Here is a 25,613-nt window from a genome sequence, read left to right on the forward strand (position 1 = left end):
AACAGCCAGCACGAATCTATCGTACTGGCTGCCTTTGTCGAGATCATTATAGTGCTTGAGCTGCTGTGATAAGCGCAAGGTTGTAAACGTCTTCGGCATTACAGCCTCTTGATAGATCGTTTACTGGCTGGTTTAAACCTTGAAGGATAGGACCTACAGCTTCAAAGTTACCTAAGCGCTGTGCAATTTTGTAGCCAATGTTTCCAGCTTCGAGGCTAGGGAAAACAAATACGCTGGCGTCGCCTTTGATGACGGAATCTGGCGCTTTTTTCGCTGCTACTGAAGGAACGAAAGCTGCATCGAATTGGAATTCTCCATCAAGTACAAGCTCAGGTGCCTTTTCTTTTGCAATGCGAACTGCTTCAGATACTTTTTCTGTTTCGTCTGATTTTGCTGAGCCTTTTGTAGAGAAGCTAAGCATTGCCACACGTGGTTCGATATCAAACATTTTTGCTGTGTTTGCACTTTCAATCGCAATTTCAGCTAGATCTTGGCTGTCTGGTGCAATGTTGATTGCGCAATCAGCAAACACATATTGCTCTTCGCCGCGAGCCATGATGAAGACGCCAGATGTTTTCTTAACGCCTTCTTTTGTTTTAATGATTTGAAGTGCTGGACGCACTGTGTCAGCAGTTGAGTGTGCCGCACCGCTCACAAGTCCGTCTGCAAGACCTTTATACACAAGCATTGTACCGAAATAGTTTTCATCTAGTAATGCTTTTCTTGCTTGCTCTTCTGTTGCTTTGCCTTTACGTCTTTCAACGAAAGCTTGTACAAGCTCTTCAAAACCTTCATATGTATGAGGATCATACACGTCAACACCATCAAGTGTAAGACCTAATTCTTTTGCTTTAGCTTCAACTTCTTGTTTTTTTCCTACCACAATTGGCTGCAATACTTTGCCATCTGCTAGTTTTTGAACGGCTGTTAGAATGCGTTCGTCCATTCCCTCAGGAAAAACGATCTTTACTCCTTTACCTGCAACCTTTTCCTGAACTGTTGAAAAAATATCTGCCACTTCAATACCCTCCTTGATTTTACAAAAAAAGCGTTCTCTTTTAAGCATACTCTTCTTCTACCTAAATTCAAACTACCAACTTATATTATAGCGCTTACAAATTAAATTCTTATTTTTCAAACTAATTTAATCAATTTTTGAGAAAAGCTGTTTTCCTCGTTCAAGTTTTGATCACATCTCCATTTGGACAAACTATGTTATAGTTGGAACAGATGGAAAACTGTTAATAGGAGTGAAAGAAATGAGCGAACAACATACAACAAATGAAGCAGCTCAAACACTAGATGGCTGGTATGCGCTGCATGATTTTAGAACAATCGACTGGACAGCTTGGAAGCTGCTGACAAGTGATGAGCGCCAAGCCATCATTCATGAATTCACAGGTCTATTGGAAAAATGGAAAACAGCTGAGCAAGATAAAGCTGGGAGCCAAACAATCTATAGTATTGTCGGCCAAAAAGCAGATATTATGCTCATGATTTTACGTCCGACAATGGAAGAACTAGGTGAAATTGAACTCGAATTCAACAAGACACGACTAGCAGAGTTTACGATTCCAGCTTATTCTTATGTTTCAGTTGTTGAGCTCAGCAACTACTTAGCAGGAGGCGGCGATGGCGGAGATCCTTACGAGAACCCGCATGTACGTGCTCGCTTATATCCAGAGCTTCCTTCTTCTCAATACGTGTGCTTCTATCCAATGGATAAAAGACGTTCTGGCAATGACAACTGGTACATGCTTTCTATGGATGAGCGTAAATCTCTTATGAGAAGCCACGGTTTAATTGGCCGAAGCTATGCTGGAAAAGTAAAACAGATCATTACAGGTTCTGTTGGTTTTGATGATTATGAGTGGGGCGTTACCCTTTTCTCTGATGATGTGCTTCAATTTAAAAAATTGGTTTATGAAATGCGCTTTGATGAAGTCAGTGCACGCTACGGCGAATTTGGTTCCTTCTTTGTTGGAAACCGATTAGCAAACGAGCAGCTGGCGTCTTATTTCCATGTATGATAAAATCTTAAAGCTTCGGATCTTTCCGAAGCTTTTTTATGTATTTGTTTAGAAAGGTGATCACATCATGAAAAACTTCCCCATCGCTATTTTTGCGTTAACGCTCGGTGCGTTTTCGATTGGCATGACTGAATTTGTTATCATGGGACTTTTGCCAAATGTCGCAAATGACCTTCATGTATCAATTTCTGCTTCGGGGCAACTGATTACTGGATACGCACTTGGTGTCGCAGTTGGCGGACCTATTTTAACGTTATCAACTGGGAAAATGTCGAGGAAACGTCTCCTCATTCTGTTAATGATTCTTTTCGTGGCGGGAAATGCTGCTGCCGCTGTCTCGACCTCTTATGGTCTATTAATGGCCGCCCGTATTTTAACGTCATTTGCTCATGGAACCTTCTTTGGCGTCGGAGCCATTATGGCTGCACGGCTTGTGCCTAAAGAGAAAAGCGCAAGCGCGATCAGCTTCATGTTTACAGGACTGACAGTTGCCAATGTACTCGGTGTGCCGTTCGGTACCTTTATCGGAAATCAATTCGGCTGGCGTATGTCTTTTCTAGTCATTGCCGTCATTGGGCTCATTTCCTTAATTGGTATCATCAGCTTAGTCCCAAATCAGTCGAAAGAAGAAGTACTCGATATTCGAAATGAAGTATCCGTTTTGAAAAAACCACAAGTACTCGTTTCCTTTGCAATGACCATCTTTGGTTTTGCTGGTGTATTTACAGCCTTTACGTATATCAGCCCAATCTTGCTGCAAGTCACTGGCTTTCAGGAAAATGGGGTGACGCTCATCCTTGTCCTATTTGGACTTGGGGTCACTATCGGAAATTTAGTTGGCGGAAAGCTTGCTGACTGGAGGCTGATGCCAAGTATTATGGTGACACTGATCCTGCTCATTGCTGTCCTGTTATTGTTTACAGTCACTTCCGAATTCAAAGTGCCTGCCGTGCTGACCATTTTTGTTTGGGGAATCATTTCATTTATTCTTGTTCCTACCTTGCAATACCGCACGATGAACATGGCACATGAAGCACCGACACTCGCATCGACGCTCAGCCATTCTGCCTTTAATATTGGAAATGCCGGCGGTGCAGCGCTTGGCGGTCTTGCTATCGAAATCACACATTTACAGCTTGTTCCGTTATTTGCTGCAGCTGTGACATTTATTGGTCTTATCATTACAATTATGAGCTATCAGTCAGATAGACAAACAAAAAGGACCTGAGTCAGGTCCTTTTTTATTTCACCACGGTCATTTCTGGCTCTTCTATTTGTTTCAAACGTTCCTGAATTGGATGGGAAAAAGAGTGCTCTGACAAGACAATATGGGAGACGGTTTTTGTAAATCCAGACACTTCTTGAATAAAGGCTTCAATTTCTTCAAGAGAAGAAACTGACAGCTTAATGAAAAAGCAAGACTGCCCTGCCACTCGATAAGCAAAAAAGGCGCGTGGATGCTCATTCATAAAAGTCACAAAACGCTGATACTCCCCATTTAACACCGTAACTTCCAGCAGGCAGTCAATCAGAAGCCCTAATTTTTTATAATTGACCTGAACAGAATACCCTTCGATAATCCCTGCATCCTCTAATTTACGCACTCTTTCTGCTACCGCAGGTGCTGATAAATTCACTCGTTTGGACAATTCCCTCATGGATAAGCGGGCATCTTCTCTCAATTCATTTAAAATATGCACATCTACATCGGTGATTTTCATTCGTACCTCTCCTATCCAAAAATCGTTCCATTTGAAAAGTATTTTATGATAATACTTATGATGCGAAATGTAAAATAAAACTAAATAATGGTAGAATTTATTTTAACGGAATTGAATGAAAAAGCAAGTATGGAGGGATCACTTGATGAAAGAATCTTTAGACAGCCAGGCTTCTAAAACATTTCCCATCACACTTGCCATTGCACTCACACTTGGCGTTTTTGCGGCGGGATCGGAAGAGCTGGTGATTTCACCACTGCTGCCTGATTTATCAAACTCCTTTCAGCACTCTCTTGATGTTCTCGCTCTTTCCATCAGTATATATGGGTTAGCTGTGCTGGTTGGAGCTCCGCTGCTCGTTCCTTTAGGGGACCGGTATTCAAGAGAGCTGTGTTTGATTATTGGGCTGTCTTTCTTTTTGATTGGAACAGTGATGTGTGCTGCTGCCCCAAATTTGGCCGTGTTTTTTGCAGGCCGTGCTATTTCTGGGCTGGCGACTGGTGTATTTGTGCCAACAGCCTATGCTCTTGTGGGCGACCGGGTTCCATATGAATATCGCGGCAAAGTGATGGGACTCATTGTATCGAGCTGGTCTCTTTCTCTTGTCCTTGGTGTGCCAATTGGCGCCTTTATTGGTCAAAGTTTGAACTGGCGCTGGACATTTTGGATTTTTGCCATGATGAGTCTCGTTGTCCTGCTGCTCGTCGTCCTTGAATCTCGTAAACAAGTCGAAGCAGCTGATCCAAAGACATCTCAAGCGAGGGAGAAATCAGGCTCTATATGGGGGGCTTTAAAAATCGACCGAGTCCCTGCCTATTTGACCGTGACATTTTGTAACATGCTTGGATTTTATGGCATGTACTCATTTTTAGGGGCTTACCTGCAAAGTCTGTTTTCCGGAGGTCAATCAACAGCTGGACTTCTGATCATGGCTTATGGCGTTGGTTTTTCCATGAGTATATTTACCGGGAAATTAGCTGATTGGTTTGGCAAAACACGCTCACTTTTCTTTGTGCTGGGCGGCATTACGCTCGTTCTTGCCTTACTTCCTTATGCACCGTTCTCATGGACATTGCTCATTTTCGCTTTATTTATTTGGGGTGCCATGCAAAGTTTATCCGTCACGCTTTTGAGCACCGTCCTGAGCGACTGCTCTCAAACCCACCGAGGCAAAGTGATGGCTTTTTACAGCCTTGCTTCCAATCTTGCCGTTATGCTTGGGTCCGCTCTGATGGGACCTGTTTATGTCCATTTCGGCTATCATACGGTAGGGCTTGTATGTGCACTCATTACGCTTGTTGGTTTTCTCATCAGCTTGGTCAGCTATAAACGTGAAAAATCTTTACAGCAGAAACATAAAAATACATTTGAAACGTGAGCTCATTTCACTGCACATCTTGATATGTGCAGTTTTTTAGATCAATTTTTAATATCATCATAAAATACATTTTTTATAAATTTTGTTGACAATTTACAATTTTATTTTTTATAATCTAGTAAAAATTTGAAAAAGATTGGATGGTAAACATGATCTTAAAGAATGATGTTTTTCATTTCAAAGAAGAGCCCATCGTTTCACCTAAGATGTTTACAGTCAATACATTAGGCCCTAAGGGGACAAGCAGTGAATATGCAGCAAAACATTTCATCTCTCATTCCACCACTACACTCGGCACCCATACGAAACTATCCCTTTACGACACATTCGAAACTTGCATTGAACATACTCTCTCTAACGCACTCCAATACACTCTCGTTCCACACGCATACGAAGGAATCAAACACTTCTACATGAGACCTGACCTGCAGCTTTTACAAATATTCAGATGTGACACGCCCATGTATGGTTTGGCTGTCAGACCAGATTTCCCCTTTCAAGAACAAATGCTTCACCATTTAAAAATTGTTTCTCATCCTGCACCTGTGAATTTGATTCAATATTTTATTCATCAAAATGCTGAATTTGAGCTTGTCAATTCTACAAGTACAGCCGCACAAAAGGTAAGAGACGGAGAATTTGATTTCGCTTTAACCAATGAGGTGGCAAGAGCTACATACGGGCTCACCTTCATTCGAACATTTAAAAGCATTCCTATGAGCTGGTCTATATTCGGAAAAGGAGAGATGTAACATGACAACTGAACAAAAGGTGCAAGAATTATATTTTCCTCAAGCGAAAAAACGAGAATGGGATAATGGTGTCATCCAATATTCTACTGTCAGAGGTGATACGGAAGTGTTAATTTCACACGTCCCTCCTCACACGATCATCGAACCTCACGAGCATCCAGAAGCACAAATCGGCATCGTATTAAAAGGCGAGCTTCAAATGACGGTCGGCCGATCGACCCAATTGCTGACCCCATTAGAATCAGCTTATATTGCACCACCATTCGTTCCTCACGGCGCATCTAATCTGACAGATGAAGAAGTGATCGCCATTGATATTAAGAGATTAAAAGATGGCGAAGAATATACGGCTCCTCCTACTTATTTCTTAGACATTTTCAAAACGCGTGATTTACTTCCTGGCATGGAAGTGACTTTTTTTGTGGAGGACTGGATGGAGCTTATGATTGCCAACATTCCGGGAAATGGCGGGGAAATGCCTTTCCATAAGCACCGTAATGAACAAATCGGGATTTGCATTAGCGGTGGGTACGATATGACGATTGAAGGCTTTACAGAAAAAATGGAATTTGGCACGACCTACTTCTGTGATCCAAAAGAAGATCACGGCGCCATTAATCCAAAGCCAGAAGCATCAAAATCTATTAATCTCTTCTTCCCTCCACGCTATAACCGCTTAAAGCCAAAAGCGTCTAAGGTGAAGAAATGAACATTGCCGGAAAAGTCGTCCTGATTACAGGAGGTGCGTCTGGGATTGGGCTTGCCGCCGTCAAGCTTTTCCTTGAGCACGGAGCAAAAGTAGCAGTAGCTGATATCAATGAAGATAGCGGTAAACAACTCGTTGAATCATTGCCTCATGAACATGCTGCGTTTTTCAAAACAGATATTACGAATGAGTCTGACTGTCAAAAAACCGTTCAATCCGTGCTGAGCCAATTCGGGACAATTGATGTTTTGATTAACAATGCAGGCATCGAAATTGTCTCACCTATTCACGAGATGACTCTGGAGGATTGGAACCACATTCTACAGGTCAACCTGACTGGTGTATTTCTTATGAGTAAGCATACATTGCCCCATATGCTTGAAAAGAAAAGCGGAAGTATTATTAATACTGGATCTGTCGGAGGTCTCGTTGGATGGCCTGACATTCCTGCATACAACGCAACAAAGGGCGGTGTCATCCAGCTCACCAAATCGATGGCGATCGACTATGCCGCTCATCAAATCAGGGTGAATTGTATCGCCCCAGGCATCATTGATACGCCATTAAATGAAAAATCCTTTTTAGACAATCATTCAGAAAGTCTTGAGGTTGTCAAAAAGGCAAAAGCAAAGGTGAATCCCTTGCTTCGTCTCGGAAAACCCGAAGAAATTGCGGGCGTGATGCTGTTTCTCGCCTCTGATCTATCCAGCTATATGACTGGAAGTGTTGTCACAGCAGATGGCGGATACACCGCTAGATAAAAAGGAGTGCTTTCATTGAGTAAAAAAACCGTACTTGTCATTGCTGACTTAGGAGGATGCCCGCCCCATATGTTTTATGAAAGCGTGGCGGCATCTTATCATATCGTTTCTTATATCCCGAGACCCTTCGCCATTACAAAGGGTCACGCTGAACTAATCGAAAAATACTCCATTGCCGTCATCAAAGATCGTGATTATTTTGAGACACACCCTTCTTTTGAACACCCTGATTCTATTTACTGGGCACATGATGATTATCTGAAATCAGAGGAAGAAGTGGTAGATGACCTAGTCCGTGTGGCTTCCTTTTTCAAAGCTGATGCCATCACCACCAATAATGAATTATTCATTGCACCAATGGCAAAAGCAGCTGAGCGTCTGGAGCTGCGCGGCGCTGGGGTAAAAGCAGCTGAAATGGCACGTGATAAAAGTCAAATGAGGGCTGCATTCAACGCTGCTGGTGTCAAAGCGGTGAAAACTCAGCCTGTCACGACTTTAGCTGATTTCCAGCAAGCCATTGAACATATCGGGACACCGCTTATTTTAAAGCCTACATATTTAGCAAGCTCCATTGGCGTGACCCTTTTTCATGACAGAGCCGGCAGTGATGATCTTTTTTTAAACGTAAAATCCTACTTGCAAACGATTCCTGTCCCAAACGCTGTGACATATGAAGCACCATTTGTCGCTGAAACGTATTTAGAGGGTGCTTACGAGGATTGGTATCAAGAGGATGGCTATTCTGATTATGTCAGTGTAGAAGGGTTAGTCGTGGAGGGAGAATATATCCCTTTTGTCATTCATGACAAGACCCCTCAAATCGGTTTTACAGAAACGGCTCATATTACTCCCTCGATCCTTGACAATGAAGCCCAGCAAATCATCATTGAGGCAGCAAAGAAGGCAAATGAAGGGCTAGGCCTTGAAAACTGTGCGACCCATACAGAAATCAAGCTCATGAAAAATCGAGAAACAGGACTGATCGAATCCGCAGCTAGATTTGCTGGCTGGAATATGATTCCGAATATCAAAAAAGTGTTTGGGGTGGATATGGCCAAGCTGCTGATCGATGTATTAGTCGATGGAAAAAAAGCGGAGCTGCCAAAAGAGCTGCTTTCTGGACATACGCATTATATAGCAGACTGCCATTTGTACCCTCAGCATTTCAAAGAAAGCGGGCACATACCGGCAGAGGCCACACATATCACCATTGATCATATCCATATTCCGCAGGATGCTTTAGTTGGAGATACTGTGATCGTCAGTGAATCCGTCCCCTCCAAAGGCACTTTTGTGGATCTATCTTTATTTGAAGCCTTTAACGGCATCGTGTCGCTTGAATTAAAAGGGTCATCCTCACAGGATGTTGCCGCATCCATCCGCAACTTACAGAAACAAGCTGCTATTCAGTTAATGGATGAATTAGTGAAGGGATAGAAAGAGAGGGTAACGTGGTGGAAATCTTACCATCTAACATAATTGAACGGTTGCCAGAACAGAAATTTGGAACCGTATTTGAGAAAATTGCGCAAAAAGCACAAAACGGAGCGAACATCATAAACCTTGGTCAGGGAAATCCTGATCTTCCTACTCCTGCACATATCGTAAGCGCCCTTCAAGAGGCAGCAGGCACTTTACAATTTCAGCAATATGCACCTTTTAGAGGCTTCGACTTTTTCAAACAAGCCATTGCAGATTTCTACAAAAAGGAGTTCGGCACTGAGATAGACCCACAGAAAGAAGTTGCCCTTTTCAATGGGGGAAAAACAGGTCTTTATGTCATGAGTCAGTGTCTGCTTGACCCTGGGGACGTTGCTCTCGTCCCCGATCCAGGATACCCAGAATATCATTCTGGGATCTTGATGGCAGACGCAAAGCCCTACTGCATCAAACTTGAATCGAAAAATGGCTATTTGCCGAATCTCTCTTCAATTGAGCCTGAGGTACTAAAAAAGGCAAAGGTTCTTTTCTTAAATTATCCGAATAACCCAACAGGTGCTGTGGCAAATGATGCATTTTTTGAAGAGACTGCTGAATTTGCCTCAGCTCACGGACTGCATGTCATTCATGATTTTGCCTATGGTTCATTTCATTATGATCAAAAACCAGTAAGCTTTCTGAACGCTCCTCTTGGGATAAGCGTAGGAGTGGAATTATATTCTCTATCCAAAACATTTAATATGGCAGGATGGAGAGTCGCTTTTGCTGTAGGTAATGAGGAAATCATCCAAGCCATTAACGCCTTCCAAGATCATGTGTTTGTCAGTATGTATGGCGGATTTCAACATGCCGCAACTGTCGCCTTGCAAAGTGATGACCGTCACATACAATCATTAAAAGAGGTCTACCTTGAACGAATTCACTTCTTCATCCGTCAGGCAGAAAAGCAGCTAGGATGGTCCATCGAACGTCCAGCTGGCGCCTTTTATTTATGGGCTCCAATCCCTGATGATTTTGAACATTCTCATGCATTTGCAGACTATTTACTCGAACTTACTGATGTCGTTGTCACGCCCGGGGGTGTGTTTGGAGCACATGGAAGCCGTCATGTCCGCATCTCAATGGTTGCTCCAATTGAACAGCTTGCCCTGTTTATCGACCGACTTCGCATCCTTCCGATTCGCTTTAATCAAAAAACCCGCATATAGCGGGTTTTTTTGATGCTATATACTTTTCATTGCTCCACCATCGACAGATATTTGTTGCCCTGTAAGATAGGAGGCTTCCTCTGATGCGATAAAAGCGGCCAATGAAGCCATTTCACTTGCTGAGCCCACTCTTTGCATTGGAATCCCTGACGCTACAGCCTGTACAGCTTCTTCCCGCGATAATGCCTGTTTACGCATCATGTTTCCGATAAATTGATTATACCGATCTGTAGCAATAAATCCTGGGTTTAAACAATTCACTGTGATCCCTGAAGGTGCAAGCTGTGTGGCAGCATTTTTACTAGCATTGATAATCGCTGCATTCATCATACTGTTCGTAAACATTTGGTCACCGGGTTCCTTCCATAGGTTCCCGACAATTTGAATGATCCGGCCATATTCATGTCGTTTCATCATCGCTGCCGCACGCTTCATCGTATCAATGTACGCAATGGCTTTTTGAGAAAATACTGCCATCATCTGCTCGCTGTCACATGAATCAAAGGTATCCGGCTTTCCCCCTGGAATGTTATTAATCAACACATCCAGTCTGCCAAACTCTTTTTCTATTTCCGTAAAAGCCTCCGCCCTCACCCCTTCATCTGACATGTCGCCACAGAAAAGAGCCACTGGCTCCTTTGTTTCCGCCATACGCCCAATGTGCTGCTGCGCATCTTCTAGTGAGGATTGATTTCTAGAATTGATGATGACCTTTACATGGTCTTGAGCGGCAAGCTTTATGGCGATGGCCTTTCCAATCCCTGTACTTGCTCCTGTTACAAATGCAATTCTTTTAGACAAACTCATCCACATCCCTTTTCTTATCAGCTTAGTACATATACATAAAATGACACATATAGAATGTATTTCAACAAAAAAAGACCTTTCTCCTGCGAAAGGCCCCCCGTTCTCTATTTAAATGTCGTTTCCCAATTAAACCCGATCGTTTCGTCATTCCAGGCGATTCTCTTTTCATCTGGGTTTTTCGGGTCATACGATTCTGTTGTGAAATACACAATTTGCAGCGGCGTCTCACCTAGTACACGGTAGCCATGCGCGACACCCTTTGGGATGAGAAGCAGCATCGGATTGTCTTCCCCCATATAATACACATCGGTTTGCCCCTTTGTGGGAGAGTCCTCACGCAAATCGTATAACACGACCTGTGCATGACCTGCCGGGAAGAACCAAACGTCGTCTTGTTTTTCATGATAATGAAAAGCTTTGATCACGCCTGGAAAGCTTTTCGACCATGACGCCTGACCAAAGCGTTTCAGCATCGGCTCATCATCTCGAATGAGCTCTGCAAAAAAGCCGCGGTCATCACAATGTTTCATGAGTTTTTTTGTTTGAACACCATCAATCATGCTGTTGCCATCTCCCTTCTTTCTGCAAATATTCGTGAAGTGCATCCTTCCAATGCCTCGGCTGCCAGCCTGTGGCTTCAATCGCTTGAAGATCTAAGACAGAATAGGCTGGACGAGGCGTTTGGAAGCCATACTCTTCCGTGGAAATCGGCTCAATTGTGGTGGACAGGCCGCTTTTCATCACAATTTCTGACGCAAAATCAAACCAGGAACAGCTTTCTCGATTACTGACATGATACACGCCTGCCTTCTGATCAAACAAATGAATCAAGGCCTCTGCTACATCCTTTGTATAAGTAGGAGACCCTATTTGATCGTTCACAATGCGCAAATGATCCTTCGTTTCAGCGAGCCGAAGAATGGTATTCACAAAGTTATGCCCCTCATGTCCGTAAAGCCATGAGGTACGAATGATTTTCACTTCATCTGACACAAGCTGAATCAATTCCTCACCAAGCTTTTTACTCTTTCCATAAATGGTTTGAGGGTCTGCTTGTGCATCGACTCGGTAAGGGGTGTCCGCCTGCCCGTCAAACACATAATCTGTACTGACATGTAACACATCAGCGCCTGCGCGTTTTGCTTCCAGTGCTGTATAGTAAGCGCCAATACCATTCACAAGATATGCCTTTTCCGTCTCTGTTTCACATTGATCAACAGATGTATAGGCTGCTGCACTGACAACAATATCAGGCTGAAAGTGTCTCATCGCATGTCTGACTGCCTGCTGGTCTGCGATATTGAGCATGCTCCTCGTTAAGGCAATGACGGTCATGTCTTTATCCTTGAGCTGTCTGCTCAATTCTTTTCCTAATTGGCCGCCTGCACCGGTGATTAAAACTTTCATCCGTCACCCTTCTTCGCTCTGATCGTATTTGGTTCGATACCAATTGATCGTTTTTTCGATACCTTTTTCAAATGACGTCTCCTGCGTCCAGCCGAGCTCGCCTTTTAGCTTACTGGCATTAATGGCATACCGTCTGTCATGTCCTTTTCGGTCTTGAATAAACGCAATTTGATCATGACTGACTCCGAGCTGCGATAGAATGGTTTTGGTCAAATCGAGATTTGTTTTCTCGTTGCCGCCGCCAATATTGTATACCTGCCCGGCTGTGCCGTTTTCGAGTACCTGCTTCACAGCTCTCGCATGGTCCTCTACATACAGCCAATCGCGAATTTGCTGGCCGTCTCCATAAATCGGGATTTTCTCTCCATTGACTGCTTTTCTAATAATGGTCGGTATTAATTTTTCCTCATGCTGATACGGTCCGTAATTGTTGCTGCATCGTGTAATCATCGCGGGTAATTGGTGAGTGTGGATATAGGATTTCACAAGCAGGTCTGAACTCGCCTTGCTTGCTGAATAAGGATTATTCGGTGAAAGTGGTGTTTTTTCTGTGAAAGCAGGATCATCTGGCTCCAAATCGCCATATACTTCATCTGTTGAAATATGAATGAGTTTTTTCGCCTTTCCTTTTAAGACCGCTTCAAGCATACGATACGTTCCGAGGACATTTGTTTGAATAAAAGGCTCTGCCGATTCAATGCTTCGATCAACATGCGATTCTGCCGCAAAGTGAATGATCGCATCATAGACTTCGTCAAAGGCTTGATCCAGCTCATGCTGAAGGGTAATATCCCCTTGAATAAAACGAAAATGAGACAACTTTAATAATTCATCCATCTCCTCTGGATGACTGGCATACGTTAATTTATCAAAAACGGTGAGACGGACATCTGCATCCTGAAGCATCAGCTTCACAAAATTCAGTCCGATAAAACCCGCTCCGCCTGTAATTAAATAAGACTTCGTCATTCGGATCCCTCTTTTTTCTTCATCGTTTCAAACATCTTCGCAGATGCTTGGTGGAGAGATTCATGTGTTCCTGCATCAATCCACCACCCTTTTAACATATCATAGGTCAGCTGGCTATTTGAGATATAGAGATTGTTCACGTCTGTAATCTCTAATTCGCCTCGATCTGACGGCGAGATTCTCTCAATATATTGAAAAACTTCTTGATCATAAAAATAGATGCCCGTGACGCAGTAGGATGAGCGCGGATGCTCCGGCTTTTCCTCTATTGATAAAATCTGTTGACGCGTGGCATCAATTTCTGCAATGCCAAACCGCTTTGGATCTGCCACTTCTTTCAACAGAACCTTGGCTCCACTTTCTTGCTGCTGAAAAGCTTCAACAAAAGGGCTTAGCGAATCCTCAAATACATTGTCACCAAGCATCAGCACAAACTTCTCCTTTTCTACAAAGGGCTTTGCATAGGATAAACCGTCTGATATCCCAGACGCTTCAGGCTGCACCTGATATACGATGTTCATCCCAAGCTCCTGATCGCTTGCAAACAGCTTCTGAAACAGGGGGATTTGTTCTTCTTGTGATATGACCATCACATCTAAAATCCCTGCTTCCTTCAATTTGAACAATGACCAATAAATCATCGGATATGGACCAACCGGCAATAAATGTTTATTGAAAATCTTCGTTAAAGGCGCCAGTCGTGATCCCTTTCCTCCTGCTAAAATAACTCCCTTCACATCTACACATCCTTATGTTCTTTTTGGTGATGATTCATGAGGTGTATAAGAATGTTTTTCACTCGTTCAGTTCCTTTTCCATCAATGAGTGTCCGTCCATTGAGATGGATGCTCCTGCGGAGAAAGTAGCTGCTGGACAGTCTTTCCACAGCGCACCGTATATCTTTTTCATCCACAAGTTCACCTAATCCAAGATGGTGGCAGGCTCCCTTTTGCGCAAAACGAGAGGCTGTCACTGCTTGGTGGTCTACTTGTGAAAGGACAATACTTGGCACTCCGATACAAACTGCCTCGTATAATGTCATCCCGCCAGCAACTATTGCCAGATCAGCTTCCGAGAGACGCTCAGGTAATTGATCTGTATGACGAATGAATTGAATATGCTCAGCCTCTATTTGTTCCTCGATACGGGAGGCTTTTCCTGTAACCGCTAAAATGTGTAAGTGGTCAGCTTCGAGGAGTGCTGATACAGCCTTTGATAACAATCTGCGCGGGTCACTGCCCCCAAGGCTGATAACAACCTTTTTGCATTCTTTTCGAACCTCATATGTGTCTTTTAATCGGCTTATCTCTTGATCTAACAATAAATAAGGTGTTCCATAAAAATATTCTGTCCCATCTACTTGCATGTGCTTTTCGTCCAGACCACCATAAATGCCGTTCACGACAGCATCGGCAAGCTGACAGGCTTCTGCTCTTTTTTCTTCGAATAAGACCAGCCTTGCAGAGCCGGAGGACGCTTTGACCAATTGAAGAAATTGAAGGTCACAATCAAGCACATCAATCAACAGAAGAGCAGGATTCAACTCTTTTAAGTCCTGCTCCATCTGAAGGAATGCCTTCGACTCTTGCACCAAATGAACGTGCCAATCTGGACCTGAGAGCATTTCTACACAGATCTGTTCATTTGTATAGAAATATAAGTCGTTTCCTTCTTGAAGCAGTTGAATTGCCAGTCGTTTCATTCTGACGACATGCCCCATCCCTCTTAAAAACCCACCATACACAACAATCATGATTTTCTTGTTCATTCAGGATCCTTCTGTTTCACAAATTGATTCAACCGAACAATATCAGGATCTTGTTCGCAAATAGTGATGAGTTCAGCCGTAGGCACAGCAATGGAGCCATCAGCTTTCTCTAATAAACGGGTGGCAAACACGTAATCTTCTTCTGTATCTATCGTGAATCGATAAGCAGGATATGCAAGTTCTTTGGGCGGTGTGAATAATTGCAGATGAAATTGCTCAGGATGCTTTCTGATATAGAGCGTGACATGCTCACGTTCTGGCTGCGTAAGGGGAAAATTGTCGATTTCACTTAAAATTGCTGCGTTGATCATTTCCCCGGAAATACCGAGTGGCGTTCCAGTCGTATACGTGTAATCAGCCTTCTCTTGTCTATGTTTTTCAAGCATTTTCGACAAAAGGGACGGATCTATAAATGGGTTATCTCCCGTTAAACGCACAATGGTTTGCGGTTCAAAATGACGGACAATCTGCGCAAATCGCTGCAGTACATCCGTCTCACTGCCACGAAATACTTTATAGCCCTTTGATAAACAATAATGAGCCAGCAGATCATCTTCTGCCTCAACTGTTGTGGCGATCATGAGGTTCTGCGTTTTGTGATTGTAATGAGCTGATTGCTTTACCCGTTCAACAATCAGGTCGATCAGCGCCATACCGCCGATCGGTTTCATCACCTTTTTTGGCAGCCTTGTTGAGCCCATTCTCGCCTGTATGACAAAGAGCACATCATTGATCATTTGACGTCTCCTGAACGAGTACATCTTTCCACGAAACCCCTGTATGGGCTGGGATATCTCTGACAGCCTTTGCGCCAAGTAAAATTGCCATATACCGCGGATGCAGACCTTGGCTTTTTTGGCCTGGACGTAACACGGCTAGATTTTCCGCAGTCAATGTCTCGCCCTTTGCAATGCCTTTTGTCGTAAAAATACCTCGATACGCAAATTCACGAATCTTGCCTTCAATGGCTGTTGTCGTTTTATAAGAACTGCCAAGGAGCTCTTCTGGCACTGAATGAATGTCAGCTTCTTTTAAATTCCACTGCTTTTCTGCCGCTCGAATATGCTGAACCATTTCCTTCAATTCTTCAGGATCAAGCGCAAAGGAATGATCAGCCCCAGGTAACGTTTTATCGACTGTAAAATGCTTTTCAATGATTGCTGCCCCAAGCTTCACAGCAGCTACAGGCGCTTCAGTTGGATGCTCACTATGATCAGAAAAGCCAATGACTGCCTCGGGAAATGCCGCAGCTAAAGTTTGAAGCACGCGCAGATTCGTGTAAGCTCTAGGTGCTGGATACTTTGCTACGCAATGCATGATAGCGACCTGCTGATTTTGCTCGCTTGTAATCGCCTCGTATGCTTCATGGACATCCGAAATGGTTGCCCCGGCTGTTGAGAATATGATGGGCTTTTGAAAAGATGCCGTGTGACGCATAAGAGGCAGATGATTGATTTCATAGGATGCCAGCTTGAAAGCCGGCGGATCGGTTTGATTCAATAGATTCGCAGATTCTTCGTCACACACTGTGCTTAAAAATATCAGCCCTTTTTCCGCGCAACGTGACAATAACACTGGGAGCCATTCTGGCGGCAGCTCCATTTGTTCCACTAAAGAAAAAATAGACACCTCTTCTCCCTTGGCTGTTTCGTACAAACCCGGTTCCTTTTGATACATCCGATCAGCTTGAAACATTTGAAACTTCACCGCATCGGCACCTGCTTCTTTTGCCACATCAATTAAAGCAAACGCCTGATCCAGCTTTCCATCATGGTTAATGCCTGCCTCTGCAATGATAAAGACAGGCGCACCATCCCCTACTTTGCGATCTCCGATATAGAAATGCGCCATCTTACCTCTCTCCTTTTTTCGGCCACACATGGTAATACAAGAAGGCATTTTTTGTTCTAAAGCCCAGCTTTTCGTACAGCTGAATCGCGGTTGTGTTATGCATCTGAGTTCCGGCAGACATAAACCGATGCCCTCTCTCATAAGAGGCTTTTATTATCGCCATCACGAGCTTTTTTCCGATCCCTTTTCCTTGTGCATCCGGTCTAATGGACAATAAATCAAGCACTAGTTCATCGCCCTTTGTCACCCCTTGAATCAAACCAATGACTTCATCGTTCACCTTTGCCGCGAGATTGATATCTGCACGTCCGAGTAAATTGTTTCTCATCCATTCCTGAAAGAAATGCTGGACGACATTCTGATCTAAAAAAGGATCAAGTGCGTACCGGCTTTTCCCAAACGCCTGATGAGCAAGTGAGACCGCCTCATCGTAATCCTTTTCATCCGGCAGACTAATAACCACATCTTCACCTGTTGATGGAAGCTCCATTTGAACAGGCGGCGCTTCAAGACGAGTGAGACCTCCCACATAGTACACATGTGACAGTCTTTGAACGATACGGTTTTTTACAAGATCAGACGCTTCAAGACGTAAAAAGAAAAAATCGCATTTTTCAGTTCTCATCCAATTGATGAAACGCTCCATCAATTCTTGAAAGGAAGACGCTGACTCCGCTTCCACAAACTTCACATGAAAAATATGCTGATCAAAAATGCCGCTTTCCCATTTTGACCATTCATATAACAGGACTGCTTTGAGCTGGGCGCCATTAACAAGAGCAAACTGCTTGAAGCCGTTCATTTGTTCCGCTTGTTGACCGTATTTCTCCAGCCAAGCAGCGAACACCTGATCATCTACAGCATGAACGACCTTCATGATGATGCCCTCTGTTCTTTTAAAATAGACAACACCGCTGTGATAACATCCTGCACATCTTCATCTGTCATACTTGGATAGAGTGGCAGTGAGAGCGTCTGCTTGTAGTATGCGAGTGACTGAGGGAAATCCTCTGGTGAATAGTGATATGTTTCCTGATAGTATGGATGCAAGTGAACAGGGATAAAGTGAACACTCGTGCCGATTTTATATTCCTTTTGCAGTTGATCAATCAGTTCATCCCGCGTGATGAATGCTTCTTTTGGATTCACTTGCAGTACATACAAATGCCATGCATGTCTTCCATCTTGATGCACAGGCGGCAGGATCAGACCCGCTTCTTTTTGAAAAGCCTGATTGTATGCTTTTGCAATCTGTTCTCTCCGTGCCTGCATGTCATCCAGACGGTTTAGCTGAACAAGCCCTAACGATGCCTGCACGTCAAACATGTTCATTTTATAGCCTGGTTCCTCGACCTCGTAATACCACGTTCCTTTTTCTCCATAACGATTCCACGCTCCCTTGCTCATCCCATGGAGCGCTAGTCTTCTAATCCGAGCAGCAAGCGCATCATCATTTGTTGTCAGCATGCCGCCTTCACCAGTCGCTAGGTTTTTCGTTGCATAAAAGCTAAAAGCGGTCGCATCACCAATGGATCCAACGGGCTGACCGTGGTACGTTGTGTAAAGAGCGTGGGCAGCATCTTCAAGTACAAATAGATCATACTTTTTGGCAATCGCTAAAATTCGGTCCATATCGCACGATTGACCGGCAAAGTGAACAGGAACAATCGCTTTTGTATGTGGTGTAATGGCCGCTTCTATTTTCTCTGCATCTATGTTGAGGGTCGCTGGATCAATATCGACAAATACAGGCGCTGCCCCCGTATGGATAATCGTATTAGCTGTTGCGCAGAATGTCAGAGGGGTTGTAATCACCTCATCCCCAGCCCCAATCCCTCTTGCCTTTAAGGCTAAAAATAAAGCAGCCGTACATGAATTGACAGCGATCGCATGTTTTGCACCTGTCAGCTGCTGAAATTCTTCTTCAAACTGTCTTACTTTTGGTCCAGTTGACAGCCAGCCGGACTTTAATGTTCCAATGACTTCATCAATTTCCTCCTGCTCAATGAAAGGCAGAGCATAAGGAAGAAATTGTGCTCTCTTTTTTCCCATATCGCTTGCACACCCCTATCTTCATCTCTGAAAATCCACACCAGTTTTTGTTTTGAGCAGAGAAAGCAGAACATCGATAGATCGCGCATGCGGATAATGTTGTTTAATGAACTGAGCTCCTTGCTGCTTTGCCAGTTTCATCTCTTGTTCATCCGACAAAATACGAATGGCTTTCTCAGCTAGTTCAACAGGGTTTTCCATATGATAACTGCCAAGCGACTCGTAATATGGGTATCTTCTGCCTTCTGTCATTTTCCCGATCAGCACACTCTTTTCAAAAAGCATCGCTTCAAGACCAACTGTAGATGTGAGCGTAATCACGATATCCACATATGGCAGCAGGTCATACAGGTCAATTTCTTTTTTAATCAATTTCACATGATTTCCCGCTCGTTCAATAGACACATAGTCATTTAATCGATTTCGAGCAATTTCCCAAGGATGCGGCTTCATGATCAGCTGAATGTCTTTCCGTTTGGCGATCGTTTTAAGAACATCGCCATAAAAGGCTTCAGAAAACGGCTGCGTTGCCACAAGCACGGTCTTTTTAGCCGGACTGAAATTCAATTTACGAAAAATGAGGTCCTGTTGAAGCGGCGTTCGCTCTTTCACCAAATCAAACCTCGGATGACCTGTGATTTCCACCTGTTCCGGCTGACAGCCTTTGTCTACATACCAATCCTTTTCATATTTTCCAAACACCCCATGGCAAGTCGTAAAAATCGGTAAAAAGGCTTCGTCTCCCATAAGCGCGCCGTGCTGAAGACAGATACTCGTAAGCTGGCGTTTCACTGTTTGCAAAGCGAGTACGCGGCTGTAGACATCCTCTGTCGTTCCAACAATAACAGCTGCAATCGGCTGCATTTGAAATAGCATTTCTATCTGGTCAATGACATCAATAAATTGCACAATGTCCTTCCGCAGTTTTTCTCTAAAAAAGACATTGCCAAAGACAGGGTGGTGAGCGTAAGGTTTAAGGAGAGCATTTGCTTTTTCAATATATTCAGCGTGGGCTTCTTTATTAACCTCTCCGGCTAATTCCGGCTTACTGATCACGGGTAAACCGTAATAATCCGCCTTCTTCCAACGAGCGAGCACCACCGTTTGGTTTGGATGGAACCGCGTGTAATTTTGTTCCGTAAAACGCAGGTGTTCAAAGTGAAGCAATACCTTTCCATTCGCCGGACGATAAGCAATACGCTTGATCTGCTGTTTATGCTGATCAAAAAATGGCTGAATCTCTTTCGGTAATGGACAAGCGGTTGTCAGTTCTTGACCGAATGCCTCATCTTCCATGCGTTCCCTCACTTCAGGACTGATATATTGATAAAAATTACTGATCAACCCAAGAGGAATTTGCTTGTAGGACAAATCCTTCATCAGATTCACATACTCAAAGTACACCTGCCAATAATGATGAATATAGTGCGACACTTCAGGTCACCTCCCATGTCTTTGTTTTAATATACTGCGAAGCTCCCAGCAGGTGGACTGCTCGGGAAGTGCTTGAATAAAGGCACTTTTCTCTTCTTCTGCCAGCTGATAATGAATGGACTGTTCTGTAATGTAATTTGTATCTAATATTTCATCAAAGGGATAGAACGGATAAAAATGATTTAAGCGGAAAAAGAAACGGGCATCCCCTATTCGATAAAAATGCGGACTCTCGTCCCAGTAAGACCCAAATTCCTCATGAATTTTTGATAAAATGGATGTACGATGCACGACCGAGCAATGATCTATGGCGCAGGGGGCATTCCATTGCACTGTTTGCGCCGGCCGAATCGTTTCCTTCACTGGCTCTTTTTTGCTATTTAAATAGATCACTTTAGAACTAGAATAGACAATATCTTTACCTGGATGGGCATCTAGATAATGAGTGAGCTTCTCTAAACGGTCCGGGGCGTAGACATTGTCATCTGTGGCATAGGAAATATACTCCCCTTTTGCCAGTTCTAATGCTTGATTAATCAGCACGGCGTAGCGAGTTTTCGCTGTTCTCTCTTCCAGCGTTTTGACACCGCTTTGAATAAAATGAACGCGGGGATCTTTGCGAAACGGTTCAATAGCAGCAAGGGTTTTTTCGTTTGATCCATCATCCATGATAAAAAGTTCAAAGTCTGACAGCGTCTGCTGCAGGACCGCTTCAATCGATCTGCCGACGTAAGCCGCCTTGTTGTAGCTCGTCATAATGACAGTTACTTTTGTCAAAGTTTTCACCTCGGTCTCTTTCAAACTATGTTTATCATATGTGTCTCCTCTTAAAGAGACTGTAGAGTGACCTATTTTTTATAAAATTGTATTTTTTTATTGATCTATCTTTGAAAAATGCGAACTTTTTGGTAATATAAGTAATCATTTGTGTGTATTAAAGGAGTAAAGAACATTGGAAGCTATGAAGAATGATCACTCCCAAGAAGAGGAAGTAAAAGGATTTTTTCGATTTTTTAAAATTTTCGTCGCAACAAAAACGATTATTCGCTCATATCAACATTCCAATATTCCCATTTGGCTGATGATGCTCCTTGCAAGTATCGCCGGTACAGGCTGGATCTACGAAGGGTATTTTAGCGAGTATATGGGCAATCATATTCCATTCCCTTTTATTCTGTTACAAGGAGCGGGATATGGTATTTTGGCAGGCAATATGATTCTATTTTTCGGTGTCCTCATCATCAAGTGGTTGGGACGTCTCTTTTTCGGCTGTCAAACGGCGTATCGAGATATACTCAAAGCGTGCACACTGACGGTCTTTTTCCCTTCTGCTTTATTTTCACTTACTTGGATTTTCACTGTTGGGATGCTAGGTCCGTACACGTTTGTTAAAATCTCACCATATTTAGATCAGCATTATGAAGTATGGTATTATCTCGATCTTTTACCTCTTACGGAAGCATATGCAAAGACGTGGATATTGGGAATGGCTGTTTTAGGCATTGTCGCTGTGATGAAGCTCAGATTATGGCAAGCCTTCATCATTGTGATCACACCGCTCGCCGCGTTTTTTCTCATCATGACACTTTTATTTGATATTCAGCACGCTATAAACTGGATCATGTAAAAAGGACGAGTACCGATAGAATACGAGGGATTGTCTTCACGCTGAGGAATTGCATAGCAGTTCCTTTTTTTCGTTCAATGTACATATTCTCCCCTCCTGTCTCATAGTGTGAAAGAGAGAAAGAATGCTATGGAAACAACAGGTGCTTTAGCGCCTTCTGTTTAGAACACCATGAGGAAAGAGGAGGAACGTTATGAAATTGAAAAATCAATTTGGGCAAGGTTCGGGTTTCGAAGGTCAAGATTTCCGCCAGCAACAATATGGAGCAAATCCGTATCCTGCGCAGCAGATGGGTTATTCAGTCCCTCCCCAAACGCAGGGTCAAATGCAGCAGGGGTTTTCACCAATGCCGTCAACCGGTACTTCACAAGGAGGCCAAGGAACGCAGGGCGGCGGTCAGCCCTATCAAATTCCTTCTGGACCGGTTTATCAGCAGAATGTCACAGGACAGCTACCTATTGAGCAGTCCTATATTGAAAATATTTTACGATTGAACCGCGGCAAGGTAGCCACGATTTATATGACGTTTGAGGCGAGTAAGGAATGGAATTCGAAGATTTTTAGAGGCGTCATAGAAGCTGCAGGGCGTGACCACATTATCATTAGTGATAATAAGACAGGAACACGATACTTACTATTAACAATCTATCTTGATTACATTACGTTTGATGGAGAAATTCAATATGATTATCCTTATTCGATGTCAACATATTCTCCGAGATAACGTCAAGCATGGCAAAAGCAAGGACTCAGGTGCCCTTGCTTTTTTCTTTTGTCTAGGTTTTTGTCACACCTCTAGAGCGCTGCTCATAAGATGCCTAGTAGTTTTTATCAAAAGCCTAGAGGTGACATCAATGACTGTTGAGCTGGATTATACATCACCAAATGTCAAATTTTCATACGATCTGAATCAAAGCCCCCTTGTGAAATTCGATCAGCATAACCTGATTAATGTATTAGGAAAAAAACAATTAAACTCGTTGGATCAAGTGTCCCTGCTGGATATATATTTGAGTAAAAGCAAAGTCGTAGAGCCTCATTATCATCAAAATGCGGCAGAGCTTGTTTATTGTATAGCCGGTTCTGCTGCCGTATCGATGCTGAATCCATTTACAAAAAAACTGCACACCTACACCATCACACCTGGACAGGTGGCAAACGTGCCTCAAGGCTGGTGGCACTATGAAGTCGCTCTCCAAGACAGAACTCATTTGTTAGCCATTTTTAACGCATCTACACCTGAAGTGATCCTAGGCTCAGACCTTCTCACCCTCACCCCTTCTCACATCATGGCCCATACTTATTGCATGAACGAAACACAGTGGAAGCAGGCGATAAAGCCTGTGAAACCAAGTGTGTTTATCGGACCATTTTGCCACCGGGAGGAAGAGTCTCAAACGCATCCTGTCCCTCCATCTCACTACGTCCCTTATTATCAAGCACCGCCCAACTATACCCCTTACTGGAGTTAAGAAAAAAACCGATGCCCCTATGAGAGCATCGGTTTATTGGCTTATAAATTTTTTGCTGCTGCAATGACAAGCATGATCCAAGAGGCGATAAATGCTACTCCGCCAATAGGAGTAATGGCACCTAGAATCTTCACCTGCGTTAATGCCAGCACATAAAGGCTTCCTGAGAAGAAAAGGATGCCTGCAAGCATCACCCAGCCAGCGGTTGGAACTAGGGAAACACCTGATAGCTTATCTGCAAGAAAGGCGACAATAAATAGTCCTATCGCATGGAACATCTGATATTGAACACCTTTATTCCATATTTCTATATATTTTTCAGATATTTTCCCTTCTAGACCGTGCGCACCGAAGGCTCCAAGTCCAACAGCAAGCATGGCGTTAATGGCACCTAAAATGAAAAATAGTTTCATTCGTCATTCTCCTTATCTCGTCAATTATATTTATCATAGCGCGGGTGAAGGGCGACATTCAACTTTCCCTTTACGTTGACACGAGATTGTCGGATTTCTTTTTCTTTCGTAACAAGACTTGGTCGACCACGATCGCAATGAGTGTACCTAGAACAAGACCGTTGCTTAATAATGAAATGAGCACAGGATGCATCCCTTTCAAGGCCCCCTGAGGCACAAACATCGCCCCTACGCCCGCTAAAACAGCAATCCCAAGAACAAAGCGAATCCGCGGAATTTCTTCTTTCTCATACTGATCAAACTCCGACATCGCAATCCCAATCATAGAAGAGAAGACCACAAAGTTTACAGCAAGCCCCACAGGGGATGGCAATGCAGAGAAAAAGCTCATGAGCAGGGGAAACAAACTAATGAGAACAACAAGCAGACTTCCTATGAAAAAAGGCTTTCTCGAAGGAATTTTGGTTGTCTGGATAAATCCGGCTGCCCCCGAAATAGGTACAGGCGCAATCGCCCCGATGAGCCCGCTTAATAAATGACCAAATGCTGCGACAAAACCAGCAGGGCGTGCTCTCTTCCGCTCACGCAGTTCACCAAATGCCTTCACTGAGCTTTCCACAATTCGAATACTTGCCAGCATGTTCACAATGAGTAAAATCGTTATAAAAAAGGACGTGACAAGCAATCCACTGTCAAAGACCGGCATACCGAATGGAAACAGCTTCGGAAACTCGATGATTTGTTCTGGAATTCGGACCGGCTTCGCCAATCCGAGTAGAGCGAATAACAGCCATCCGCCTGCAAGTGCGAATAACACAGAAAACTGTCTTAAATAATGCCATTTTGAGCGGCTGATCATGAAGGTAAGGATAATAATCAAGATCGATAAGCAAAAGACAAGCCCATCTACTTGATTTCCCCGATAGCCGATGCCCATCAGCCCTTTCATAATTGGCTGACTTAGCTGCACAACAAGCAGCAGCAGGTAAATGCCTGTGACGACTGGCGTAAATAAAGACGCGAGCCAATTGATGATTTTAAATAGACTAAAAATAAAAAAGAAAACAGCACTAAAAATTAAAGCCCCTTGTAATGCTTGCAGGGTTTCAGGATACGTCGCAAAGATTGTACCTGTCATGCCGGCATAAAGGGTATACACACCCCACCAAAGCCCTGCTGGACTTTCATTAATCGGCAGCATATGGCCGCATAAACACTGCACCATTGCCACAAGACCAAGTGAAAAGAACGTACTTTGAATCAGCTCCGCCGATTGCACTTGGTTCAATTCAAATGCTTGTGCAATCGCAATTGGTACGGCAATAGAAGCTGCGATAAAAAATGCCATCCACTGAATGGCGCCCAAAAATAGTTTCAAACCGATCACCTTCCCTTTGTCGTGACAAGACATTAAAAATCAAAAATAGAGTCGCCATTCCCGTCCTTCTCTTTTTGACCCTCATCATTTTGCTGAAATTTCTTCGCGCCACTTGTGCCCATGAGTTTCTCCAGCATGGCTTGATCTGCAGACACAGATGGTGCTGATGGTGTATGTATCGATGAAGGTGGTGAAATGACCGGCGACTGCGGCATTTGCACCTGTGATGGTGCGTCGAGAATGACATCACATAGTGAAGAAATGGCCGCCACTTGACGTTTCACCTCTTCATCATTTCCACTTTGTTTTGCTTTTTGAACCGCTTCCTCCATTTTTTGAAGCAGGCTTGATATATGAATATTCAAGGGTAGACCCTCCAATCTAAAAAAATCTCTTTTCAACATTATTTTACCAAATGAACAAACCAAATGGGTTCATT

28 protein-coding genes are annotated in these 25,613 nt (G+C 43.5%); 11 read left to right on the top strand and 17 right to left on the bottom strand.

What is annotated here, in order from left to right:
* Positions 1-46 precede the first annotated feature (46 nt).
* Complete coding sequence (gene pta, locus NSQ76_RS18570; protein ID WP_024423792.1) at positions 47-1,018, bottom strand: phosphate acetyltransferase; 972 nt, start codon at positions 1,016-1,018, stop codon at positions 47-49.
* 241 nt (positions 1,019-1,259) lie between these two features.
* On the opposite strand from pta, the gene hemQ reads away from it, so the two are divergent.
* Together hemQ and NSQ76_RS18580 are read left to right on the top strand one after the other, a co-directional pair.
* Positions 1,260-2,030 (top strand): hydrogen peroxide-dependent heme synthase, encoded by a 771-nt coding sequence (gene hemQ / locus NSQ76_RS18575; protein WP_024423793.1) that lies wholly within the window; start codon positions 1,260-1,262, stop codon positions 2,028-2,030.
* Positions 2,031-2,097: 67 nt separating this feature from the next.
* Complete coding sequence (locus tag NSQ76_RS18580) at positions 2,098-3,258, top strand: MFS transporter (protein ID WP_149126170.1); 1,161 nt, start codon at positions 2,098-2,100, stop codon at positions 3,256-3,258.
* 13 nt (positions 3,259-3,271) lie between these two features.
* On the opposite strand, the gene NSQ76_RS18585 is transcribed toward NSQ76_RS18580, so the two are convergent.
* Positions 3,272-3,751: an Lrp/AsnC family transcriptional regulator gene (locus NSQ76_RS18585; protein WP_025093842.1), complete on the bottom strand. Its 480-nt coding sequence runs from the start codon at positions 3,749-3,751 to the stop codon at positions 3,272-3,274.
* 145 nt (positions 3,752-3,896) lie between these two features.
* Here NSQ76_RS18585 and NSQ76_RS18590 point away from each other — a divergent pair, with 145 nt between their 5' ends.
* The 6 genes from NSQ76_RS18590 (at position 3,897) to NSQ76_RS18615 (ending at position 9,996) form a co-directional block, all read left to right on the top strand.
* The gene (locus NSQ76_RS18590; protein ID WP_341055370.1) at positions 3,897-5,129 is read left to right on the top strand and encodes an MFS transporter; all 1,233 of its coding nucleotides are present in this window, start codon (positions 3,897-3,899) and stop codon (positions 5,127-5,129) included.
* Positions 5,130-5,278: 149 nt separating this feature from the next.
* A complete protein-coding gene (locus tag NSQ76_RS18595) occupies positions 5,279-5,881 on the top strand; it encodes a bacilysin biosynthesis protein BacA (protein WP_024423797.1) in 603 nt (200 codons plus the stop codon).
* 1 nt (position 5,882) lies between these two features.
* Complete coding sequence (locus NSQ76_RS18600; RefSeq protein ID WP_341055373.1) at positions 5,883-6,590, top strand: cupin domain-containing protein; 708 nt, start codon at positions 5,883-5,885, stop codon at positions 6,588-6,590.
* Complete coding sequence (locus NSQ76_RS18605; protein WP_341055375.1) at positions 6,587-7,348, top strand: glucose 1-dehydrogenase; 762 nt, start codon at positions 6,587-6,589, stop codon at positions 7,346-7,348. The genes NSQ76_RS18600 and NSQ76_RS18605 overlap by 4 nt, the downstream gene beginning before the upstream one ends.
* Before the next feature lie 15 nt (positions 7,349-7,363).
* Positions 7,364-8,785, top strand: coding sequence for an ATP-grasp domain-containing protein (locus NSQ76_RS18610; protein ID WP_341055378.1), 1,422 nt, complete (start codon positions 7,364-7,366; stop codon positions 8,783-8,785).
* 17 nt (positions 8,786-8,802) lie between these two features.
* Positions 8,803-9,996: an aminotransferase class I/II-fold pyridoxal phosphate-dependent enzyme gene (locus NSQ76_RS18615; protein WP_341055380.1), complete on the top strand. Its 1,194-nt coding sequence runs from the start codon at positions 8,803-8,805 to the stop codon at positions 9,994-9,996.
* 15 nt (positions 9,997-10,011) lie between these two features.
* On the opposite strand, the gene NSQ76_RS18620 is transcribed toward NSQ76_RS18615, so the two are convergent.
* The 12 genes from NSQ76_RS18620 to NSQ76_RS18675 all read right to left on the bottom strand — a co-directional run bounded on the left by NSQ76_RS18620 (position 10,012) and on the right by NSQ76_RS18675 (position 21,061).
* On the bottom strand, positions 10,012-10,803 hold the full coding sequence (locus NSQ76_RS18620; protein ID WP_341055383.1) for an SDR family oxidoreductase: 792 nt from the start codon (positions 10,801-10,803) through the stop codon (positions 10,012-10,014).
* A 104-nt stretch (positions 10,804-10,907) separates the two neighbouring features.
* Positions 10,908-11,363 (bottom strand): dTDP-4-dehydrorhamnose 3,5-epimerase family protein, encoded by a 456-nt coding sequence (locus NSQ76_RS18625; RefSeq protein ID WP_024423802.1) that lies wholly within the window; start codon positions 11,361-11,363, stop codon positions 10,908-10,910.
* Positions 11,356-12,210 carry a dTDP-4-dehydrorhamnose reductase gene (rfbD, locus tag NSQ76_RS18630; RefSeq protein ID WP_341055386.1) on the bottom strand — a complete coding sequence of 285 codons (855 nt, stop codon included), beginning with the start codon at positions 12,208-12,210 and terminating at the stop codon, positions 11,356-11,358. The genes NSQ76_RS18625 and rfbD overlap by 8 nt, the downstream gene beginning before the upstream one ends.
* Before the next feature lie 3 nt (positions 12,211-12,213).
* Complete coding sequence (gene rfbB, locus NSQ76_RS18635) at positions 12,214-13,179, bottom strand: dTDP-glucose 4,6-dehydratase (RefSeq protein ID WP_252056926.1); 966 nt, start codon at positions 13,177-13,179, stop codon at positions 12,214-12,216.
* On the bottom strand, positions 13,176-13,916 hold the full coding sequence (locus NSQ76_RS18640) for a sugar phosphate nucleotidyltransferase (RefSeq protein WP_341055392.1): 741 nt from the start codon (positions 13,914-13,916) through the stop codon (positions 13,176-13,178). Before NSQ76_RS18640 ends, rfbB begins: the two co-directional genes overlap by 4 nt.
* A gap of 2 nt (positions 13,917-13,918) precedes the next feature.
* On the bottom strand, positions 13,919-14,947 hold the full coding sequence (locus tag NSQ76_RS18645; RefSeq protein ID WP_341055394.1) for a PseG/SpsG family protein: 1,029 nt from the start codon (positions 14,945-14,947) through the stop codon (positions 13,919-13,921).
* Positions 14,944-15,684, bottom strand: a complete 741-nt coding sequence (locus NSQ76_RS18650) for a glycosyltransferase family protein (protein ID WP_341055396.1) — start codon at positions 15,682-15,684, stop codon at positions 14,944-14,946. Before NSQ76_RS18650 ends, NSQ76_RS18645 begins: the two co-directional genes overlap by 4 nt.
* Positions 15,674-16,798, bottom strand: coding sequence for an N-acetylneuraminate synthase family protein (locus NSQ76_RS18655; protein WP_341055398.1), 1,125 nt, complete (start codon positions 16,796-16,798; stop codon positions 15,674-15,676). Before NSQ76_RS18655 ends, NSQ76_RS18650 begins: the two co-directional genes overlap by 11 nt.
* Before the next feature lies 1 nt (position 16,799).
* Entirely contained in the window at positions 16,800-17,675 is an 876-nt protein-coding gene (locus NSQ76_RS18660; RefSeq protein ID WP_277722650.1) for a GNAT family N-acetyltransferase, read from the bottom strand.
* Positions 17,672-18,850: a DegT/DnrJ/EryC1/StrS family aminotransferase gene (locus tag NSQ76_RS18665; RefSeq protein WP_024426401.1), complete on the bottom strand. Its 1,179-nt coding sequence runs from the start codon at positions 18,848-18,850 to the stop codon at positions 17,672-17,674. The genes NSQ76_RS18660 and NSQ76_RS18665 overlap by 4 nt, the downstream gene beginning before the upstream one ends.
* A gap of 21 nt (positions 18,851-18,871) precedes the next feature.
* The gene (locus tag NSQ76_RS18670; RefSeq protein ID WP_341055402.1) at positions 18,872-20,284 is read right to left on the bottom strand and encodes a capsular polysaccharide export protein, LipB/KpsS family; all 1,413 of its coding nucleotides are present in this window, start codon (positions 20,282-20,284) and stop codon (positions 18,872-18,874) included.
* A 6-nt stretch (positions 20,285-20,290) separates the two neighbouring features.
* The gene (locus NSQ76_RS18675) at positions 20,291-21,061 is read right to left on the bottom strand and encodes a glycosyltransferase family 2 protein (protein WP_024423812.1); all 771 of its coding nucleotides are present in this window, start codon (positions 21,059-21,061) and stop codon (positions 20,291-20,293) included.
* 175 nt (positions 21,062-21,236) lie between these two features.
* Between NSQ76_RS18675 and NSQ76_RS18680 the strand changes: the two genes are divergently transcribed.
* From NSQ76_RS18680 to NSQ76_RS18690, 3 genes are all read left to right on the top strand, one after another.
* On the top strand, positions 21,237-21,911 hold the full coding sequence (locus tag NSQ76_RS18680; RefSeq protein WP_024423813.1) for a YIP1 family protein: 675 nt from the start codon (positions 21,237-21,239) through the stop codon (positions 21,909-21,911).
* A gap of 193 nt (positions 21,912-22,104) precedes the next feature.
* A complete protein-coding gene (gene gerQ, locus NSQ76_RS18685; RefSeq protein ID WP_024426405.1) occupies positions 22,105-22,635 on the top strand; it encodes a spore coat protein GerQ in 531 nt (176 codons plus the stop codon).
* 130 nt (positions 22,636-22,765) lie between these two features.
* Positions 22,766-23,383 carry a cupin domain-containing protein gene (locus NSQ76_RS18690; protein WP_024423814.1) on the top strand — a complete coding sequence of 206 codons (618 nt, stop codon included), beginning with the start codon at positions 22,766-22,768 and terminating at the stop codon, positions 23,381-23,383.
* Positions 23,384-23,424: 41 nt separating this feature from the next.
* On the opposite strand, the gene NSQ76_RS18695 is transcribed toward NSQ76_RS18690, so the two are convergent.
* From NSQ76_RS18695 to NSQ76_RS18705, 3 genes are all read right to left on the bottom strand, one after another.
* Positions 23,425-23,796, bottom strand: a complete 372-nt coding sequence (locus tag NSQ76_RS18695; RefSeq protein WP_056765468.1) for a DUF423 domain-containing protein — start codon at positions 23,794-23,796, stop codon at positions 23,425-23,427.
* A 70-nt stretch (positions 23,797-23,866) separates the two neighbouring features.
* The gene (locus tag NSQ76_RS18700) at positions 23,867-25,174 is read right to left on the bottom strand and encodes a purine/pyrimidine permease (RefSeq protein WP_024426406.1); all 1,308 of its coding nucleotides are present in this window, start codon (positions 25,172-25,174) and stop codon (positions 23,867-23,869) included.
* 32 nt (positions 25,175-25,206) lie between these two features.
* Positions 25,207-25,539: a YwdI family protein gene (locus NSQ76_RS18705; RefSeq protein ID WP_024423816.1), complete on the bottom strand. Its 333-nt coding sequence runs from the start codon at positions 25,537-25,539 to the stop codon at positions 25,207-25,209.
* Positions 25,540-25,613 lie beyond the last annotated feature (74 nt).

Source organism: Bacillus sp. FSL M8-0256 (assembly GCF_038005765.1).
Taxonomy (GTDB): domain Bacteria; phylum Bacillota; class Bacilli; order Bacillales; family Bacillaceae; genus Bacillus; species Bacillus safensis.

What these genes read in the sequence shown, in the direction of transcription:
- NSQ76_RS18580 (WP_149126170.1), top strand. Translation starts at nt 2,098, where the DNA reads ATGAAAAACTTCCCCATCGCTATTTTTGCGTTAACGCTCGGTGCGTTT.
- NSQ76_RS18625 (WP_024423802.1), bottom strand. Translation starts at nt 11,363, where the DNA reads ATGATTGATGGTGTTCAAACAAAAAAACTCATGAAACATTGTGATGAC.
- NSQ76_RS18600 (WP_341055373.1), top strand. Translation starts at nt 5,883, where the DNA reads ATGACAACTGAACAAAAGGTGCAAGAATTATATTTTCCTCAAGCGAAA.
- NSQ76_RS18655 (WP_341055398.1), bottom strand. Translation starts at nt 16,798, where the DNA reads ATGGCGCATTTCTATATCGGAGATCGCAAAGTAGGGGATGGTGCGCCT.
- NSQ76_RS18585 (WP_025093842.1), bottom strand. Translation starts at nt 3,751, where the DNA reads ATGAAAATCACCGATGTAGATGTGCATATTTTAAATGAATTGAGAGAA.
- NSQ76_RS18665 (WP_024426401.1), bottom strand. Translation starts at nt 18,850, where the DNA reads ATGGGAAAAAAGAGAGCACAATTTCTTCCTTATGCTCTGCCTTTCATT.
- NSQ76_RS18605 (WP_341055375.1), top strand. Translation starts at nt 6,587, where the DNA reads ATGAACATTGCCGGAAAAGTCGTCCTGATTACAGGAGGTGCGTCTGGG.
- NSQ76_RS18660 (WP_277722650.1), bottom strand. Translation starts at nt 17,675, where the DNA reads ATGAAGGTCGTTCATGCTGTAGATGATCAGGTGTTCGCTGCTTGGCTG.
- NSQ76_RS18695 (WP_056765468.1), bottom strand. Translation starts at nt 23,796, where the DNA reads ATGAAACTATTTTTCATTTTAGGTGCCATTAACGCCATGCTTGCTGTT.
- NSQ76_RS18620 (WP_341055383.1), bottom strand. Translation starts at nt 10,803, where the DNA reads ATGAGTTTGTCTAAAAGAATTGCATTTGTAACAGGAGCAAGTACAGGG.
- rfbD (WP_341055386.1), bottom strand. Translation starts at nt 12,210, where the DNA reads ATGAAAGTTTTAATCACCGGTGCAGGCGGCCAATTAGGAAAAGAATTG.
- NSQ76_RS18595 (WP_024423797.1), top strand. Translation starts at nt 5,279, where the DNA reads ATGATCTTAAAGAATGATGTTTTTCATTTCAAAGAAGAGCCCATCGTT.
- NSQ76_RS18645 (WP_341055394.1), bottom strand. Translation starts at nt 14,947, where the DNA reads ATGAACAAGAAAATCATGATTGTTGTGTATGGTGGGTTTTTAAGAGGG.
- hemQ (WP_024423793.1), top strand. Translation starts at nt 1,260, where the DNA reads ATGAGCGAACAACATACAACAAATGAAGCAGCTCAAACACTAGATGGC.
- NSQ76_RS18590 (WP_341055370.1), top strand. Translation starts at nt 3,897, where the DNA reads ATGAAAGAATCTTTAGACAGCCAGGCTTCTAAAACATTTCCCATCACA.
- rfbB (WP_252056926.1), bottom strand. Translation starts at nt 13,179, where the DNA reads ATGACGAAGTCTTATTTAATTACAGGCGGAGCGGGTTTTATCGGACTG.
- NSQ76_RS18650 (WP_341055396.1), bottom strand. Translation starts at nt 15,684, where the DNA reads ATGATCAATGATGTGCTCTTTGTCATACAGGCGAGAATGGGCTCAACA.
- NSQ76_RS18690 (WP_024423814.1), top strand. Translation starts at nt 22,766, where the DNA reads ATGACTGTTGAGCTGGATTATACATCACCAAATGTCAAATTTTCATAC.
- gerQ (WP_024426405.1), top strand. Translation starts at nt 22,105, where the DNA reads ATGAAATTGAAAAATCAATTTGGGCAAGGTTCGGGTTTCGAAGGTCAA.